The organism is Streptomyces sp. DSM 118878 (assembly GCF_052936595.1).
The window spans coordinates 7,313,119-7,327,108 of record NZ_CP193622.1 but is presented as its reverse complement, the minus strand read 5'-3'; the positions used below and the strand labels follow the sequence as shown (position 1 = coordinate 7,327,108).

The 13,990-nt window shown below is 71.1% G+C and carries 13 protein-coding genes; 4 read left to right on the top strand and 9 right to left on the bottom strand.

Going from position 1 to position 13,990, the window contains the following annotated elements; genetic code table 11:
- Positions 1 to 183: 183 nt before the first annotated feature.
- Together ACRAKF_RS31770 and ggt are read right to left on the bottom strand one after the other, a co-directional pair.
- Entirely contained in the window at positions 184 to 1,563 is a 1,380-nt protein-coding gene (locus tag ACRAKF_RS31770) for a hypothetical protein (RefSeq protein ID WP_447041161.1), read from the bottom strand.
- Between the two features lie 197 nt (positions 1,564 to 1,760).
- On the bottom strand, positions 1,761 to 3,623 hold the full coding sequence (gene ggt / locus ACRAKF_RS31765) for a gamma-glutamyltransferase (protein WP_447041159.1): 1,863 nt from the start codon (positions 3,621 to 3,623) through the stop codon (positions 1,761 to 1,763).
- 104 nt (positions 3,624 to 3,727) lie between these two features.
- Here ggt and ACRAKF_RS31760 point away from each other — a divergent pair, with 104 nt between their 5' ends.
- Positions 3,728 to 4,483: a hypothetical protein gene (locus ACRAKF_RS31760; protein ID WP_447041157.1), complete on the top strand. Its 756-nt coding sequence runs from the start codon at positions 3,728 to 3,730 to the stop codon at positions 4,481 to 4,483.
- Between the two features lie 133 nt (positions 4,484 to 4,616).
- Positions 4,617 to 5,801: a L,D-transpeptidase gene (locus ACRAKF_RS31755; protein ID WP_447041156.1), complete on the top strand. Its 1,185-nt coding sequence runs from the start codon at positions 4,617 to 4,619 to the stop codon at positions 5,799 to 5,801.
- Positions 5,802 to 6,004: 203 nt separating this feature from the next.
- Here the strand turns inward: ACRAKF_RS31755 and ACRAKF_RS31750 are convergent, their stop codons facing one another.
- The 7 genes from ACRAKF_RS31750 to ACRAKF_RS31720 all read right to left on the bottom strand — a co-directional run bounded on the left by ACRAKF_RS31750 (position 6,005) and on the right by ACRAKF_RS31720 (position 11,849).
- The gene (locus ACRAKF_RS31750; protein WP_447041155.1) at positions 6,005 to 6,886 is read right to left on the bottom strand and encodes an amino acid ABC transporter permease; all 882 of its coding nucleotides are present in this window, start codon (positions 6,884 to 6,886) and stop codon (positions 6,005 to 6,007) included.
- Positions 6,883 to 7,527, bottom strand: coding sequence for an amino acid ABC transporter permease (locus ACRAKF_RS31745; RefSeq protein ID WP_447041154.1), 645 nt, complete (start codon positions 7,525 to 7,527; stop codon positions 6,883 to 6,885). Before ACRAKF_RS31745 ends, ACRAKF_RS31750 begins: the two co-directional genes overlap by 4 nt.
- A 9-nt stretch (positions 7,528 to 7,536) precedes the next feature.
- Positions 7,537 to 8,442, bottom strand: coding sequence for a glutamate ABC transporter substrate-binding protein (locus ACRAKF_RS31740; RefSeq protein WP_447041152.1), 906 nt, complete (start codon positions 8,440 to 8,442; stop codon positions 7,537 to 7,539).
- 32 nt (positions 8,443 to 8,474) lie between these two features.
- Complete coding sequence (locus ACRAKF_RS31735; protein ID WP_447041151.1) at positions 8,475 to 9,218, bottom strand: amino acid ABC transporter ATP-binding protein; 744 nt, start codon at positions 9,216 to 9,218, stop codon at positions 8,475 to 8,477.
- Positions 9,219 to 9,427: 209 nt separating this feature from the next.
- A complete protein-coding gene (locus tag ACRAKF_RS31730; RefSeq protein WP_447041150.1) occupies positions 9,428 to 9,874 on the bottom strand; it encodes a DUF6278 family protein in 447 nt (148 codons plus the stop codon).
- 206 nt (positions 9,875 to 10,080) lie between these two features.
- Positions 10,081 to 10,941, bottom strand: a complete 861-nt coding sequence (locus ACRAKF_RS31725; RefSeq protein WP_447041148.1) for an ABC transporter permease — start codon at positions 10,939 to 10,941, stop codon at positions 10,081 to 10,083.
- Positions 10,938 to 11,849 (bottom strand): ATP-binding cassette domain-containing protein, encoded by a 912-nt coding sequence (locus ACRAKF_RS31720; protein WP_447042269.1) that lies wholly within the window; start codon positions 11,847 to 11,849, stop codon positions 10,938 to 10,940. Before ACRAKF_RS31720 ends, ACRAKF_RS31725 begins: the two co-directional genes overlap by 4 nt.
- 132 nt (positions 11,850 to 11,981) lie before the next feature.
- Between ACRAKF_RS31720 and ACRAKF_RS31715 the strand changes: the two genes are divergently transcribed.
- Together ACRAKF_RS31715 and ACRAKF_RS31710 are read left to right on the top strand one after the other, a co-directional pair.
- Positions 11,982 to 13,313, top strand: a complete 1,332-nt coding sequence (locus tag ACRAKF_RS31715; protein ID WP_447041146.1) for a sensor histidine kinase — start codon at positions 11,982 to 11,984, stop codon at positions 13,311 to 13,313.
- A complete protein-coding gene (locus ACRAKF_RS31710) occupies positions 13,310 to 13,969 on the top strand; it encodes a response regulator transcription factor (protein ID WP_447041144.1) in 660 nt (219 codons plus the stop codon). Before ACRAKF_RS31715 ends, ACRAKF_RS31710 begins: the two co-directional genes overlap by 4 nt.
- The last annotated feature ends 21 nt before the right edge of the window (positions 13,970 to 13,990 follow it).

Sequence of the window (13,990 nt, the reverse complement as noted above, 5' to 3'; positions counted from 1 at the left end):
CACCTGCCCTTGGAGGGACTGTCCCCGAGGGGACGTCAGAGAGCCTCTACGCACGTAGACCGGGTGCGTAGAGAGGAAAACGTAAGCCTCCCCGGCGGGCTGAGCAAGACCATCGTCAGCAAGCGCCGGAGTCGATCATGATTCGCACCCGAGCGGGCGAGAACGGGCACGGAAGGGGCGGGGTCAGGCGCTGAACCCGGCGACGCGCAGGGCGTGCACCAGGTCCCAGTGGTGCTCCTCGGAGACCGCACGTGCCGTCTCCAGGAGCAGGGGGATGAGCCGGTAGGGGTCGGTGTGCGCGCAGGCCGCCGCGTCCTCGGAGGTGCGCACCCGGTGGTAGGAGTCGAGCAGGGCGCGCGCCTCCCGCTCCCGGCCCGCGTCGAGCAGCGCGAGGATCGCCTCGGCGATCTCCGGGGCGGGACGCGCGACGCCCTGCCGCAGCAGCTTCCGGCAGTCCTCCGCGCGGCCCGTCCCCGCGAGCGCGTCCGCGAGGGCGACCAGGCGGTCGGGCGGCAGGGACGCGGCCTCCCACAGCAGGGTCGCCCAGTCCGCGCCGAGCCCCGCGTGGTGCAGCTCCGCGGCGAGCTCGGGCAGCCGGTCCGCGGGCCACCCGGCGACCTCCACCAGGACGCCGTGCGCCTCGCCGCTGCGGCCCTCCTTGCGGAGCCGGGCGAGGAGTTCGGCGGTGGCTCGCGGATCGCCGTGGGCCGTGTACTGCGGGTGGCCGTGTTGAGCAAGCGGATCGTGCGCGCCATCCGGTCCAGACGGTGCATCCATACCGTCCATACCGTCAACGCCGTCCATACCATCAATGTCATGCATGGCATGCGTGCCCTCGCGATGCATGCCGTCCATGCCGTCCATGCCGTCCGGATCGAGCATGGCCGGCTCGAACCAGGCGCCGGGCGATGCCTCCTCCGTCGCGGTCACGTCGGCCGGGGCCCTCTCGGCGGGGGGCGGTACGAACGGGCCGCGCGGCTCGGGGAACCCGGGGGCATGGGCCTGCTCACGGCCATGCGCCGCGGCCGGGCCGAACTCCACCCACGAGGGGCGCTCCGCCGCGTCGAGACGGTCCATGCGCTCCCGGAGCTCCACGCACCGCGCGGAGGCCCGCTCGTGGTCGTCGCGCACCCACGCCAGGTCGAGGGTGAGACGGTCGGCCTCGTCGGGACTGACCGCGGCGGCGAGCTGCCGCGCGAATTCCGCCTCCCGCTCCACGGCGATCCGCTGCTCCCTGAGCATCATGTCGAGCCGGTCCCTCAGGAGCTCACGGGCGCCGGGCCTCGCGTCGTACGCCGTGAGCGAGGCGCGGTGCAGGGTGCGTGCCCGCTCCGTCTCCCGCTCGGCCTCCGGGATGCCGCGGTCCGCCGCGAGGTCGTGCAGCAGCGCCTGCACCACGTCCCAGGGCGGGATCTCGACGCCGTCCAGGCAGGCCCGCATGCCGTCCGGGTCGCGCTGCCAGAACACCCCGCACCAGCCGGCGGCCTGATCGAGCCGTCCCAGCAGATCCCGCAGGTACTTCGCGAACTCCCCGACCTGATCAGGGAGTTGTCCGACAGTCATGCGACCAGCTCCGCCCGTCCAGACAGGAGTATTCCGGTCCGGAAGATAACATCAGATGCGTTACGGGACGACTACACGCAGTCTGACGCGAGCGCGACGCCTCACCGCCGGGGCCCCGCCAGGGCTCCGACATCGCCGAGCCCTGGCGGGTTACCGCCGGTTCCGATCCGCGGTCCCGGCGGGATCTCACCGCCTCGCTACTTCTCCGGCCTCACCACCATGGCCGAGCCGCCGCCCCTGCGCTCCTTCTCGGCCGCCGCGAGCCACTTGCCGCCCGGGAGGCGCTGGACGCCGGTTGCCGCGCCGATCTCGGCGGTGCGCTTGAAGGAGTGTCCGATCGCCTCCAGCGAGGCGCGCTGCGGGCTGTCCCAGAGGCCCGGCTCCAGCTCGGTCTGCGCGGCGTTGCGCTGGCTCGCGCGGGGCGCCGCGATCGCTTCGACCAGCGGCAGGCCGCGGTCGACGAAGCCGGTCAGGGTCTGTAGGACGGTGGTGATGATGGTCGCGCCGCCCGGTGAGCCGAGCGCCACCACGGGCTTGCCGTCCCGCAACACGATCGTCGGCGCCATCGAGGAGCGCGGGCGCTTGCCGGGCCCGGGCAGGTTCGGGTCGTGCACCTTCGGGTTCGCGGGCGCGAAGGAGAAGTCCGTCAGCTCGTTGTTGAGCAGGAAGCCGCGGCCGGGCACGGTGATGCCGCTGCCGCCGGTCGACTCGATGGTGAGGGTGTAGGCGACGACGTTGCCCCACTTGTCGGCCGCCGTGAGGTGCGTGGTGTTCTCACCCTCGTACGTCGTCGGCGCCGCCTTGTCCCCCGAGGCGCACGCCTTGGGCCTGCGCGGGTCGCCGGGCGCGAGCGGGCTCTTGAGGACGGCGTCGTCCTTGATGAGGCACGCGCGCGTGTCCGCGTACCGCTGGGAGAGCAGTTCCTTGGCCGGGACGTCCTCGAAGGCGGGGTCGCCCACCCAGCGGCCCCGGTCGGCGAAGCCGATGCGGCTGGCCTCGATGAAGCGGTGCAGGTACTTGGTCTTCGAGGCCTTGGAGAGGTCGGTGCGCTCCAGGATGTTGAGCGCCTCTCCGACCGTGGTGCCGCCCGAGGAGGAGGGCGCCATGGAGTACACGTCGAGCCCGCGGTAGGAGGTCTTCGAGGGCTTCTGGTCCTTCACCTCGTACGCGTCGAGGTCCTTGAGGGAGAGGTCACCGGGGCGCACCTCGCGGCCGGAGTCCGGGTCGACGGGCGGTTCGTTGACCGTGCGGACGACGTCCTTGGCGAGCTTGCCGTGGTACAGCGCGCCGACGCCCTTGCGGCCCAGCTCCTCGTACGTGCGGGCCAGATCGGGGTTCTTGAACGTCGAGCCGACCACCGGCAGCTCCCCGCCCGGCAGGAACAGCTTCGCCGAGGCGGGGAAGTCGGCGAACCGCTTCTGGTTCGACTCGGTCTGCGAGCGGAACGTCGGGTCGACGGTGAAGCCGTCACGGGCCAGGCGCTCGGCGGGCTTCAGGAGCGTGCTGAGCCGTTTGCTGCCCCACCTGTCCAGCGCCGACCGCCAGGTGGCGGGCGTGCCGGGGGTGCCCACGCTCAGCCCGCTGGTGACCGCGTCGGCGAAGGGGATCGGCTTGCCGTCCTCCAGGAACAGCCCGGAGTCCGCGGTGCGGGGAGCCGTCTCGCGGCCGTCGATGGTGCTGACCCGGTGCGTCTTGGCGTCGTAGTGGACGAAGTAGCCGCCCCCGCCCACGCCCGCCGAGTACGGCTCGGTGACGCCGAGCGCGGCGGCGGTGGCGACCGCGGCGTCCACGGCGTTGCCGCCCTTCCTCAGGACCTCGATGCCGGCGGCCGAGGCGTCGGGGTCGACGCTGGCGATCGCTCCGCCGTGGCCGACGGCGACCGGCACCTTCTCGGCGGTAGCCCCGGCCGCCCCTGCTCTGGCCGCTCCGGCCGTCCCTTCTCTGGCCGCTCCGGCCGGTTCCGCTGAGCGCGTAGGCGAAGGGGGCGCGGCGGCACCGACCGACACCAATACCCCTCCGACCGCCAATAGCGTCAGATTGCGTACGACAGCGTGGCGCATTCGTACCTCCAGTCAACAGCCGTCCGCGCAGCGTAACTTCGCGCCCCTCCTCGCGTAAGGACCGACCCGAACACAGTTTTGGTGTGCCGCTACCATGCGCCCCCATGACTGGAGACGTGCGCATCATCGTCCTCGGCCTGATCGCGGTCGGCGTCAGTGCCGTACTCGGCTGGCTCGCCCGGAGCTCTCTGTGGAAGCGCAGGCTCCGCCGCAAGCAGGCCTTCTTCGGGCTGCCCGAGAACGCGGAGTCGCTGCTGGTCGTCAACCGCGACGCGAGCGGCCCCGAGTTGAGCGTGGTCCGCCATGACGTGTCCGCGCTCATGGAGCTCGCCGGTGTGATCAAGGAGTGCGGGGCGAACGCGCAGATCGTCGCGCACGACGCGGCCCAGCAGAGCTTCGGCGAGCGCACGGAATTCTGCGTGGGAAGCCCGGTGGCCAACCGCCGCATGGCGGCGCACATGCACTCCCTGCTGCCGGGCGTCCGGGTGAACACCGAACCCGAGCCGATACCCGACCGCGGCGCCTTCCAGGTCGGCGCGGAGCGCTACCGCCTGGAGTCGGGCCTGCCCGAGTACGTGCTCCTCGCGCGGCTCACCGCCGACCAGGGGCAGGAGGCGAGACCGGTGTTCCTCTTCTGCGGCCAGCGCGCGGTCGCCAGCCAGGCCGCCGCCCGCTACCTCGCCCGCCACCACGAGAAGCTCGCCCGCAAGCACGGCGGCAGCGCCTTCGTGCTGCTCCTGAAGGTCGTCAACTCGCAGGCGTACGGTCCCGACGTCGTGGAACTCGACGCGGACGTGACGCGGGCCGCCCGGACGCCGCTCCCCACGCCGTCGGCCCGCAGCTCCCATCGCGCCAAGTGACGGCGCGCCCACCGCGAGTCGTGATCATCCGGGTCCTACTGTGATCTAGCGGTCATTTTCGGGACATCGGGCAACCCGTCGGCGTCTGCCGCGCTCTCTCCGTGGAGTCCCCATTCGCACGGAGGTAGTTTTCTTGACCCCGCAGAGCTCTTCGAGCCACCGCCGCCCGCTTCGCACCCCCCACGTGGCGGCAGCGGGCCTCGCGGTCCTCACCGCCGCCCTGACCGCCTGCTCGGGCGGCGGCGACGCATCGGCCGCCACCGAGAAGCCGCAGATCTCGGTGAACCTCACGGGCCGCGAGGCCAAGGCGGGCGGCCCGGTCACGGTCGAGCTGGCCGAGGGCAGGCTGAAACAGGTGACCGTCACCGACGCCAAGGGGGCCGAGCTGCCCGGCAAGCTCGCGGCGGACGGCGGCTCCTGGACCTCGGGGCGCAAGGCGGCGCCCGGCACCGCGTACACCGTGCGGGCGGTCACGGACGAGGGCGGCAGCGCCAAAAAGTCGTTCGCGACGGCCGCGCCCGACGAGGTCAACAAGGTGACGCTGGCGCCGGGCAAGAACAGCACCGTCGGCGTGGCCCAGCCCCTGTCGATCACCTTCGACCACCCGGTGGAGAACAAGGCCGAGGTCGAGAAACAGCTCAAGGTGACGACCTCGAACCACACGACCGGGTCCTGGGGCTGGATCAAGAACCACGACGGCAAGGACCGCGTCGACTGGCGCCCGAAGGAGTACTGGAAGTCCGGCACGAAGGCGAAGCTGGACGCTCGGCTCAACGGCGTCGACTCGGGTGACGGCGGCTGGTTCGTGCGCGACTACACCACCGGCTTCACGGTCGGCCGGAGCCAGACCGTGAAGGTGGACCTGGACAGCAGCACGGCGACGCTGGTGCGGGGCGGCGCGAAGGTCAGGACGCTCCCGATGTCCGCGGGCACCCCCGGAGGCGAGAAGGCCTCCTGGGGCGGCACGTCCGTCCTGATGTCGAAGGAGGGCACGATCAACATGCGCTCCGAGACGGTCGGCCTCTCCGGCAGCGACAGCTACGACAAGATGGTCGACTACTCGATGCGTCTGACCTGGTCGGGCATGTACGCGCACGCCGCGCCGTGGAACGCCGCGTATTTCGGCAACACCAACCACAGCTCCGGCTGCGTCGGCATGAGCGACGGCGACGCCGGCTGGCTCTACGGCCAGGTCCGCCCCGGCGACCCCTTCGAGGTCACCGGCAGCGGCTCCAAGGGCGCCCCCGACCCGGGCAACGGCTACGGCGAGTGGAACGTCTCCTGGTCGGACTGGCAGGCCAGGAGCGCCCTGCGCTGAGTCGCCACCGCCCAAGGACGCGAGAGCGGTACACCACCACGCAGCGGGTGCGCGGCACGGATCGAGCACAACCCGTCCGGCGCGCAGCTGACCTTCTCCTCACCGGCGGCGGACCCGTCATACGGTCCGTCCCCTGCGTGAGCAGTGATCTCCGGCTGCCGCCGGTCGGGCATGGCCCTACTGGCTGCTGCTCCCCCGGGATCTCAGCGATCCGGGGGCACCCCCTTCGGCAGCAGCGTTCCTGGTTCGGCCGGTGCTACTTCCGCGGCCTCGGTCTTGGGATTGCGCCGCTGACGCCTGGACACCCACTGGGCGAACCACGAGAGCAACATACACATCCCGATGTAGATCGGTGAGATCACCATGACCACGGGGATGAAGGGCAAATCGTAGTCGAGATTCGACGCGATCAGCTTCCCGGCGTGGAGGAACTCCTCGTAGGTGATCAGAAAACCGAGTGAGGTGTCCTTGAGGGCGACCACCAACTGGCTGATGATTGCGGGCAGCATGGCACGCACGGCCTGGGGCACGAGCACATGGCTCATGACCTGGGACTTGCGCATGCCCAGTGCGTAGGCGGCCTCCTTCTGTCCGTGCTCCACGGAGTTGACGCCGGAGCGGAAGACCTCGGCGAGCACCGAGCCGTTGTAGAGCGTGAGTCCGGCCACGAGCGCGGGCAGCGGCTGCACCTTCAGCGCCACGAAGACGAAGAAGATCATCACCAGTACCGGCATCGCGCGGAAAAACTCGACGATGAGCGTGGCCACCCAGCGCACCGGGCGGTGGTCCGAGAGCCGCCCCATGGCGAGCAGTCCGCCGAGGGCGAGCGCGAGGACGGCGGAGATGGCGAACGCCTTGAGCGTGTTGCCGAGGCCCCGCAGGAGCAGCTCCTGGATGCCCGCGTACTCGAAGGGCGTCCACTTCGTGGAGGTGAACTGGTCGGTGTCGAAGAGCAGGTAAAGCACCCAGGCGAGGAGAGCGAGCAGGAGGAGGGTGGAGAGCACCCCGTAGAGCCGGTGCCTGCGCACGGTCTTCGGGCCCGGGAAGTCGTACAGGGCGGTGGAATCGTGGGAGATGGCTTTCATCGTGCGACTCCCCAGCGGTTTTCCAGGACGTTGAAGACCGCGCTGATGGCCAGGGTGATGATGAGGTAGCCGAGGGCGATCCAGACGAAGGTCCAGACGATGTCGTAGCCCAGCTCGTTGAGCGTCTTGTACGTGCCGAGCAGCTCGGTGACGCTGAACGCGCCGGCGATCGCGGAGTTCTTGGCCAGCGCGATCAGGTTGGAGCCGACCGGCGCGATGACCGCCCGGAAGGCCTGCGGGAGCACCACCGTCGACAGGGTCTGCCCGAAGGTCATGCCGAGGCTGCGGGCCGCCTCGCCCTGCCCCTTGGGCACGGTGTTGATGCCGGACCTGAGCGCCTCGCAGATGAAGGCGGATGTGTAGCAGCCGAGGGCGAGCACCGCGAACACCTTGAACGGCAGCACGAGTCCGAAGCGCGGCAGGCCCAGCAGCACGGCGAAGAAGAGCAGCGTGAGCGGGGTGTTGCGCAGGACGGTCACCCAGGCCGTGCCGAAGGCCCGGAAGGACCCGACGGGCGCGACCCGGAAGGAGGCCATGAGGAAGCCGAGCACGAGCGCCAGGATCGAGGCGAAGAGGGTGAGCTCGACCGTGCCGAGGAATCCCTCGCCGAACGTGGAGAAATTGTCCGTCAGTACGTCCACGACGCCTCCTCAGCTCGCCGGGTAGCGGTCGATGGCGGGCGGGCTCGGCGCGGGCACTCCGGACAGACCGAGTGTGGCGTCATAGGCCTTCTTCCAGACGCCGTCCTTCTCGCGGGCGGCGAGGGCGTCGTCGATGGCCAGGCGCAGCGCGTTGTCGTTCCTGGGCACCCCGATCCCGTACGGCTCCCGCGAGAACGGCTTGCCGACGACCTTGAGCTCGTCGGGCACCTTGGCCGCGTAGCCGATCAGGATCGCGTCGTCGGTGGTGACGGCGTCGACCTGGTAGGTCAGCAGGTTGTCGACGCAGATCGAGTAGGTGTCGTACGCGACGAGGTCGGCCTTCGGGTAGTCCTTCTGGATGCGCTGGTACGGGGTGGATCCGGCCGCCGAGCAGACGCGTTTGCCCGCCAGGTCCCGCGGGCCCTTGACGCTCTTCTCGTCGGAGCGGACGAGCAGGCCCTGGCCCGCCATGTAGTAGGGGCCCGCGAAGCCGACGAGCTTCTTGCGGTTGTCGTTGATGGTGTAGGTGCCCACGTAGTAGTCGATCTGCCCGTTCTGGAGGGCGGTCTCGCGGTTAGCCGACGCGATGGTCTTGAACTGGATGCCCTTGGGGTCGATGCCGAGCGACGCCGAGACCATCTTGGCGATCTCGATGTCGAAGCCGGAGTAGGTGCCCGACGCCGGGTCCTTCTCGCCGAGGTAGGGCTGGTCCTCCTTGGCCCCCACGACGAAGCGGCCCCGGCTCCTGGCCTTCTTCCAGGTCGCCGACTGCGGGAGCCGGAAGTCCTTCGCCACGGCGTACTCGGGGAGCTTGTCGCGTGCCGGGCCCTTGGTCGGCGGGCTGCCCTCCTTGCCGCAGGCGGCGCAGGTGAGCGCGGACAGGACGAGCACCGCGAGCAGCCGGGTCGTACGCATGGTGTGTCGCTTCGGAAGCACGTCGCCCCCCGTCAGTGCTTGAGGATCTTGGAGAGGAAGTCCCTGGCGCGCTCGCTCTCCGGGTGGGTGAAGAAGTCCTCGGGGGCCCGGTCCTCGACGATGCGGCCGTCGGACATGAAGACCACGCGGTTGGCGGCGGAGCGGGCGAACCCCATCTCGTGGGTGACGACGACCATCGTCATGCCCTCGCGGGCGAGCTGCCGCATGACTTCCAGGACCTCGTTGATCATCTCCGGGTCGAGGGCCGAGGTCGGCTCGTCGAAAAGCAGTGCCTTGGGGTCCATGGCCAGGGCGCGGGCGATGGCCACGCGCTGCTGCTGCCCGCCGGAGAGCTGGGCCGGGTACTTCCCGGCGTGCGCGGCGAGGCCCACCCGCTCCAGGAGCTCGCGGGAGCGCTGGTCCGCCTCCTCCTTCTTGCGGCCGCGCACCTTGATCTGCGCCAAGGACACGTTCTGGAGCACCGTCTTGTGGGCGAAGAGGTTGAAGGACTGGAAGACCATGCCCACTTCGGTCCTGAGCCTGGCGAGCGCCTTGCCCTCCGCCGGCAGCGGCTGCCCGTCCAGTCTGATCTCGCCGGACTGCACGGTCTCCAGCCGGTTGATCGTCCTGCACAGCGTCGATTTGCCCGACCCCGAAGGGCCGATGACCACGACCACCTCCCCCTTGCCGACGGTGAGGTCGATGTCCTGGAGGACATGCAGCTCGCCGTAGTACTTGTTCACATCACGCAGCTCGATCAACGGATCGACGGCCATGGAAAGACCTGCCCACTTTCTGCTGTGTACGTCCGGGCAAACTATCCGCGCGAAAACGGGACTTACTGGACGACACGCATGTAGGGGCATTAACCGTATTTGAGGCAATTAGGGCATGGCTGTCTGACGCGATCAAGCTGGACCTTGGCGCTCGTGGCCAGCGGGGCCCGTGGCGCCCACGGCACCCGTGGCACCCGTGGCACCCGTGGTCAGGCTTCGGAAGCCTCGGCGTAGACCTGGGACAGCTCGGGCGCCCCTTGGACCGCCCAGTCGAGCCCCGCCTCGACGACCGCGATCTCCCTCCCGGAGGTGAGCCGCACGACGGGGCTTCCGCCGGGCCACACGTGCCAGGCGGCGCCCTCGACCGTTCGCACCACGACCGAGCCGAGGTAGAGGCCGGCGTCGTTGCCGAGCCAGGGCAGCAGCTCCGGGTCGTCGCGCCAGCGGGGCAGGAGCTGGTCGAGGGCGGCCAGCGACGCGGGGGTGTCGTCGAGCTCAAGGCCGGCCACCGCGGCCTGCGAACGCAGCAGTTCACACTCGGACAGGAGCGCGGCCACGCCTTCGGGGTTGGCCTCGAACGCACCGGCGAGCCCCTCGCCCGTCGGCTCCGCCCCTGTGTGCCGCCTGCGCCACTTGTCGAGGAACGGGATGTTCATGGTCGGCCTCTCCGTCGATGCCACCCGCCGGGTGCGCGGCCGAGCGCGCACCACCACCTGTCCGCCTGCCCGTCCGCTCGCCCGTCCGCCAATCCGAATGTCCGCCTGTCCGTCAGTCCGTCAGTCCGTCAGTCCGGCTATGCGTATGTCCAAGAATGTACCTGGCATCAGTCGATCACGGAATCGGGCGGATCACCCGCCCTGGGTCACAGGTCACGGCGGTCCACGGTCCATATGGTCAGGGCCGCCGCGGCGAGCGACCAGAGGGTCAGGGCCGTCCATGCCCCCGCGGTCGTCCAAGGATAGGGGGCGGTCACCTCACCGGCCTCGGCCAGACGCAGCCATGCCTGGTACGGCATGGTGTGGCCGACGACGGCCGTCCAGTGGCGGTCGTCGCCGAGCGCCCCCGGCAGCAGGAGCAGCAGTACGAAGGCAGCGACCATGGTGGTGCCCACGTGCCGAAGGAGTGCGCCGAGCGCCATGCCGGTCAGTGCCGAGACCGGCGCGAGCAGCGCGGAGGCGACGACGAGCCGCCACGCACCCGGGTGGCCGATCGGGACGCCGACGCCCCGGCCGTCCAGGATCGTCTGGGTCAGCCAGAAGGAGAGGCCCGCGGCGACCGCGCCGAGGACGGTCGTGGCCGCGGTGACCACCAGGACTTTCGCCGCCAGCAGCGGACGCCGGGCCGGTACGGCCGCGAACATCGTGCGGAACAACCCGGTCCGGTACTCCCCCGCCACCGCGAGGGCACCGACGGCCCCGGCCGCGAGCATCATGACCAGCATCGCGTTGGCGTTGAAGGCCTCCTGGAGCGGAATCCCGTCCCGGATGAAGCGGGCGCGGTCGCCCGCGTCGTTCTCTCTCCAGTAGCGGTACGTGTCGTACGCGGTCCCCGCGTTGAAGGCGAGGACGGCGAGCACGGTGACCACCAGCGCCCAGGCGGTCGAACGCAGCGACCGGAACTTCAGCCACTCGGCGGCGGCCAGGTCGGTGAACCGGGGGCCCGGCCCTTCCGCCGCGGGTGCCTTACGGGGCGTACGACCGGGGGCGGCCGCGACGGGGGTCATCGGGCCTCTCCTGCCGCGTACTCGACGTCGTCGGCGGTCAGTTCCATGAAGGCCTCTTCCAGAGATGGCGTGCGGGTGGTCAGCTCGTGCAGCAACACTCCGTGGTGCAGGGCCAGTTCGCCGACGTGGGCCGCATCGAGGCCGCTGACCAGCAGTCTTCCGTCGTCGTCCGGCACGACCGAGGCGCCCTGCGCGGTCAGCGGCGGCGTCAGGACGGCCGCGTCCGGTGTCCGCACGGCCACGACGCCGCGTCCCGCGCGGGCGGCGAACGCGGCGAGGCTCTCGGCGGCTATCAGCTCGCCCCGGCCGATCACCACCAGCTCGTCGGCGGTGTGCTCCATCTCCGACATGAGGTGGCTGGAGACGAACACGGTCCGGCCCTCGGCCGCGAGGCGCCCGAAGAGACCACGGACCCAGCGCACGCCCTCCGGGTCGAGGCCGTTCAGCGGCTCGTCGAAGAGGAGCACAGGGGGGTCGCCGAGGAGAGCCGTGGCGATGCCCAGGCGCTGGCGCATGCCGAGCGAGAAGCCGCCGATACGTCGGCGGGCCACCTCCGCGAGGCCCACCTCCGCGAGGACCTCGTCGACCCTCGTGCGCGGAATGCCGTTGCTTCGCGCGAGGACGCGGAGGTGGGTCCGCGCGGTGTGGCCGCCGTGCACGTCACCCGCGTCGAGCAGCGCGCCGACGTGGCGCAGGCCGCGCGGCCGGGCACGGAACGGCCGGCCCTCGACGGTGACCCGCCCGCTGGTGGGCGCGTTCAGACCGAGGATCAGGCGCAGGGTGGTGGACTTCCCGGCGCCGTTCGGCCCCAGAAAGCCCGTCACCAGGCCCGGGCGCACCTGGAAGCCGAGGCTCCGCACCGCGGTGGTGGCGCCGTAACTCTTCGTCAGTTCGTTGACTTCGATCACGGTGTCCACGCTCCCGTATCTCGCCTCGCGGGTCGTCGGACCGGCGCTGACACTTGACGGCGGTGGGTGTCGACCGTGGTTGTACACCCCAGGCCCGATGCCTCTGGGTGACTCCATGGCTACGATCACCGCATGACCGCCTCGCCGCCGAACACCCTGGCCAAGTACGCGTCGCCGGGCCCGTGGGCCGCCGTGTCCTGGTGCCTGGGCATGGCCGTCGCCGCGCGAGCGTATTTCGGCATCCCGTTCATGCCGACCAGCTCGTTCCCGGGGCCCACCCCCTGGGACTGGTTCCTCATCGCCGCCGCCCTGGGCACGGCACTTTGCGCGGGCCGCATCCTGTACCGCAGGCCGCTCATGGCCCTCACGCTGCTGATCGTCTGTTCGTACGTGGCGACGCTGGCGGTCGGTGAGGTCGCCATCACCTTCCCGCAGTACGCGGCCGTGGACATAGCGCTGGGCTTCATCGTGGCCACGCGGGGCACACGGACGCGCGCCGCCGCCTTCACCCTCGCGCTCTGTGCCCTGCCCGGCTTCGCGTTCCTGCGGCAGGCGCTCGGGCTGCCCTTCCGGCTCCCCCACTCCATCGAGTCAAGCTGGTCGGGCTGGCAGACGTACTGCCTGCTCGTCGCCGTGGCCTGGCTGCTCGGTGACTCGGTGCGGCGGACCCGTGCGTACACCGAGCGGCTGCGCGCCCAGGCCACGGCGCAGGCCATCACCGCCGAGCGACTGCGGATCGCCCGCGAGATGCACGACACGGTCGCGCACAGCATCGGCATCATCGCTCTTCAGGCGGGCGCGGCGGCCCGGGTCGCGGAGACCCAGCCGGCCAGGGCGCGCGAGGCGATGGTCGCGGTGGAGACCGCGGGCCGGGAGACCCTGGCGGGGCTGCGGCGGCTCCTCGGGGCGCTGCGGGAGAGCGACGCGGGCGGGACGACGCGGGACGGTGCGGCGGGGAGCGGGGCGGCACACGGTGGTGCGGCGGGGGACGGTGCGGCACGGGGCGGTGTGCCGCTGAGCCGCCACTCGGGTGACGGGCACGAGGCCGTGCCGCTCGAACCGGCCGCCGGGCTCGCGGACGTCGACCGGCTCGCCGCGGTGACGACGGCCGCCGGGGTCCGCGTGGACGTGCGGTGGCGGGGCGAGCGCCGGGCGCTGCCCGCGGACATCGACCTGTCGGCGTTCCGTATCGTCCAGGAGTCCGTCACCAACGTGGTGCGGCACGCGGGCACCGGCTCCTGCACCGTGACCGTGGAGTACCGAGACGAGGAGATCATCATCGGCATCGAGGACGAGGGCCGCGGCGCGGCCGTTCCCCCGCACGGCTCCTCCGGGTACGGCCTGGTCGGCATGGGTGAGCGCGTGGCGCTCCTGCACGGCGATCTCACGGCCGCCCCACGCCCCGAGGGCGGCTTCCGCGTGACGGCCCGGCTGCCGCTGCCTGCCCCGGCGGGTGCGCGATGACGGTCCGTGTACTGCTCGTCGACGACCAGCCGCTGGTCCGTACGGCCCTGGGCATGGTCATCACCGACGCCCTCGACATCGAGGTCGTGGGCGAGGCGTCCTCGGGCGACGAGGCGGTCCGCCGCTGCGCGGAGCTGCGCCCGGACGTCGTCGTGATGGACATCCGCATGCCCGGCATGGACGGCATCGAGGCCACCCGGCTCATCACGACGGGCCCGTCGCCCGCGCATGTCGTCGTCCTGACCACGTTCGACGACGACGAATACGTATACGGGGCGCTGCGCGCCGGCGCCGCCGGGTTCCTCGTCAAGGACATGGCCCTGGACGACATCCTGGCGGCGGTCCGCGTCGTCGCCTCCGGGGACGGTCTGATCGCCCCGAGCGTCACCCGCAGGCTGATCAAGGAGTTCGCGGGCCGCCCCGATGCCGAGCCGCCGCGCGAGGTCACGATCGAGGGCATCACCGGCCGCGAGCGCGAGGTGCTGACCCTGGTGGGCCGCGGCCTCTCCAACACCGAGATAGCCGAGGAGCTCTGCCTCAGCGTCGCCACCGCGAAGACCTACCTGACCCGCCTCCTGGCGAAGCTGAACGCCAGGGACCGCGTCCAGCTGGTGATCCTCGCGTACCGGACGGGGCTGGTGTCGGCGGAGCGGTGAGGCCGCCGTGGCTCGGGGCGG

Bases quoted from the DNA above. Each gene is read 5' to 3' on its own strand.
- ACRAKF_RS31740 (WP_447041152.1), bottom strand. From the start codon at position 8,442: ATGCGTACGACCCGGCTGCTCGCGGTGCTCGTCCTGTCCGCGCTCACC.
- ACRAKF_RS31770 (WP_447041161.1), bottom strand. From the start codon at position 1,563: ATGACTGTCGGACAACTCCCTGATCAGGTCGGGGAGTTCGCGAAGTAC.
- ACRAKF_RS31725 (WP_447041148.1), bottom strand. From the start codon at position 10,941: ATGACCCCCGTCGCGGCCGCCCCCGGTCGTACGCCCCGTAAGGCACCC.
- ACRAKF_RS31750 (WP_447041155.1), bottom strand. From the start codon at position 6,886: ATGAAAGCCATCTCCCACGATTCCACCGCCCTGTACGACTTCCCGGGC.
- ACRAKF_RS31715 (WP_447041146.1), top strand. From the start codon at position 11,982: ATGACCGCCTCGCCGCCGAACACCCTGGCCAAGTACGCGTCGCCGGGC.
- ACRAKF_RS31710 (WP_447041144.1), top strand. From the start codon at position 13,310: ATGACGGTCCGTGTACTGCTCGTCGACGACCAGCCGCTGGTCCGTACG.
- ggt (WP_447041159.1), bottom strand. From the start codon at position 3,623: ATGCGCCACGCTGTCGTACGCAATCTGACGCTATTGGCGGTCGGAGGG.
- ACRAKF_RS31735 (WP_447041151.1), bottom strand. From the start codon at position 9,218: ATGGCCGTCGATCCGTTGATCGAGCTGCGTGATGTGAACAAGTACTAC.
- ACRAKF_RS31760 (WP_447041157.1), top strand. From the start codon at position 3,728: ATGACTGGAGACGTGCGCATCATCGTCCTCGGCCTGATCGCGGTCGGC.
- ACRAKF_RS31730 (WP_447041150.1), bottom strand. From the start codon at position 9,874: ATGAACATCCCGTTCCTCGACAAGTGGCGCAGGCGGCACACAGGGGCG.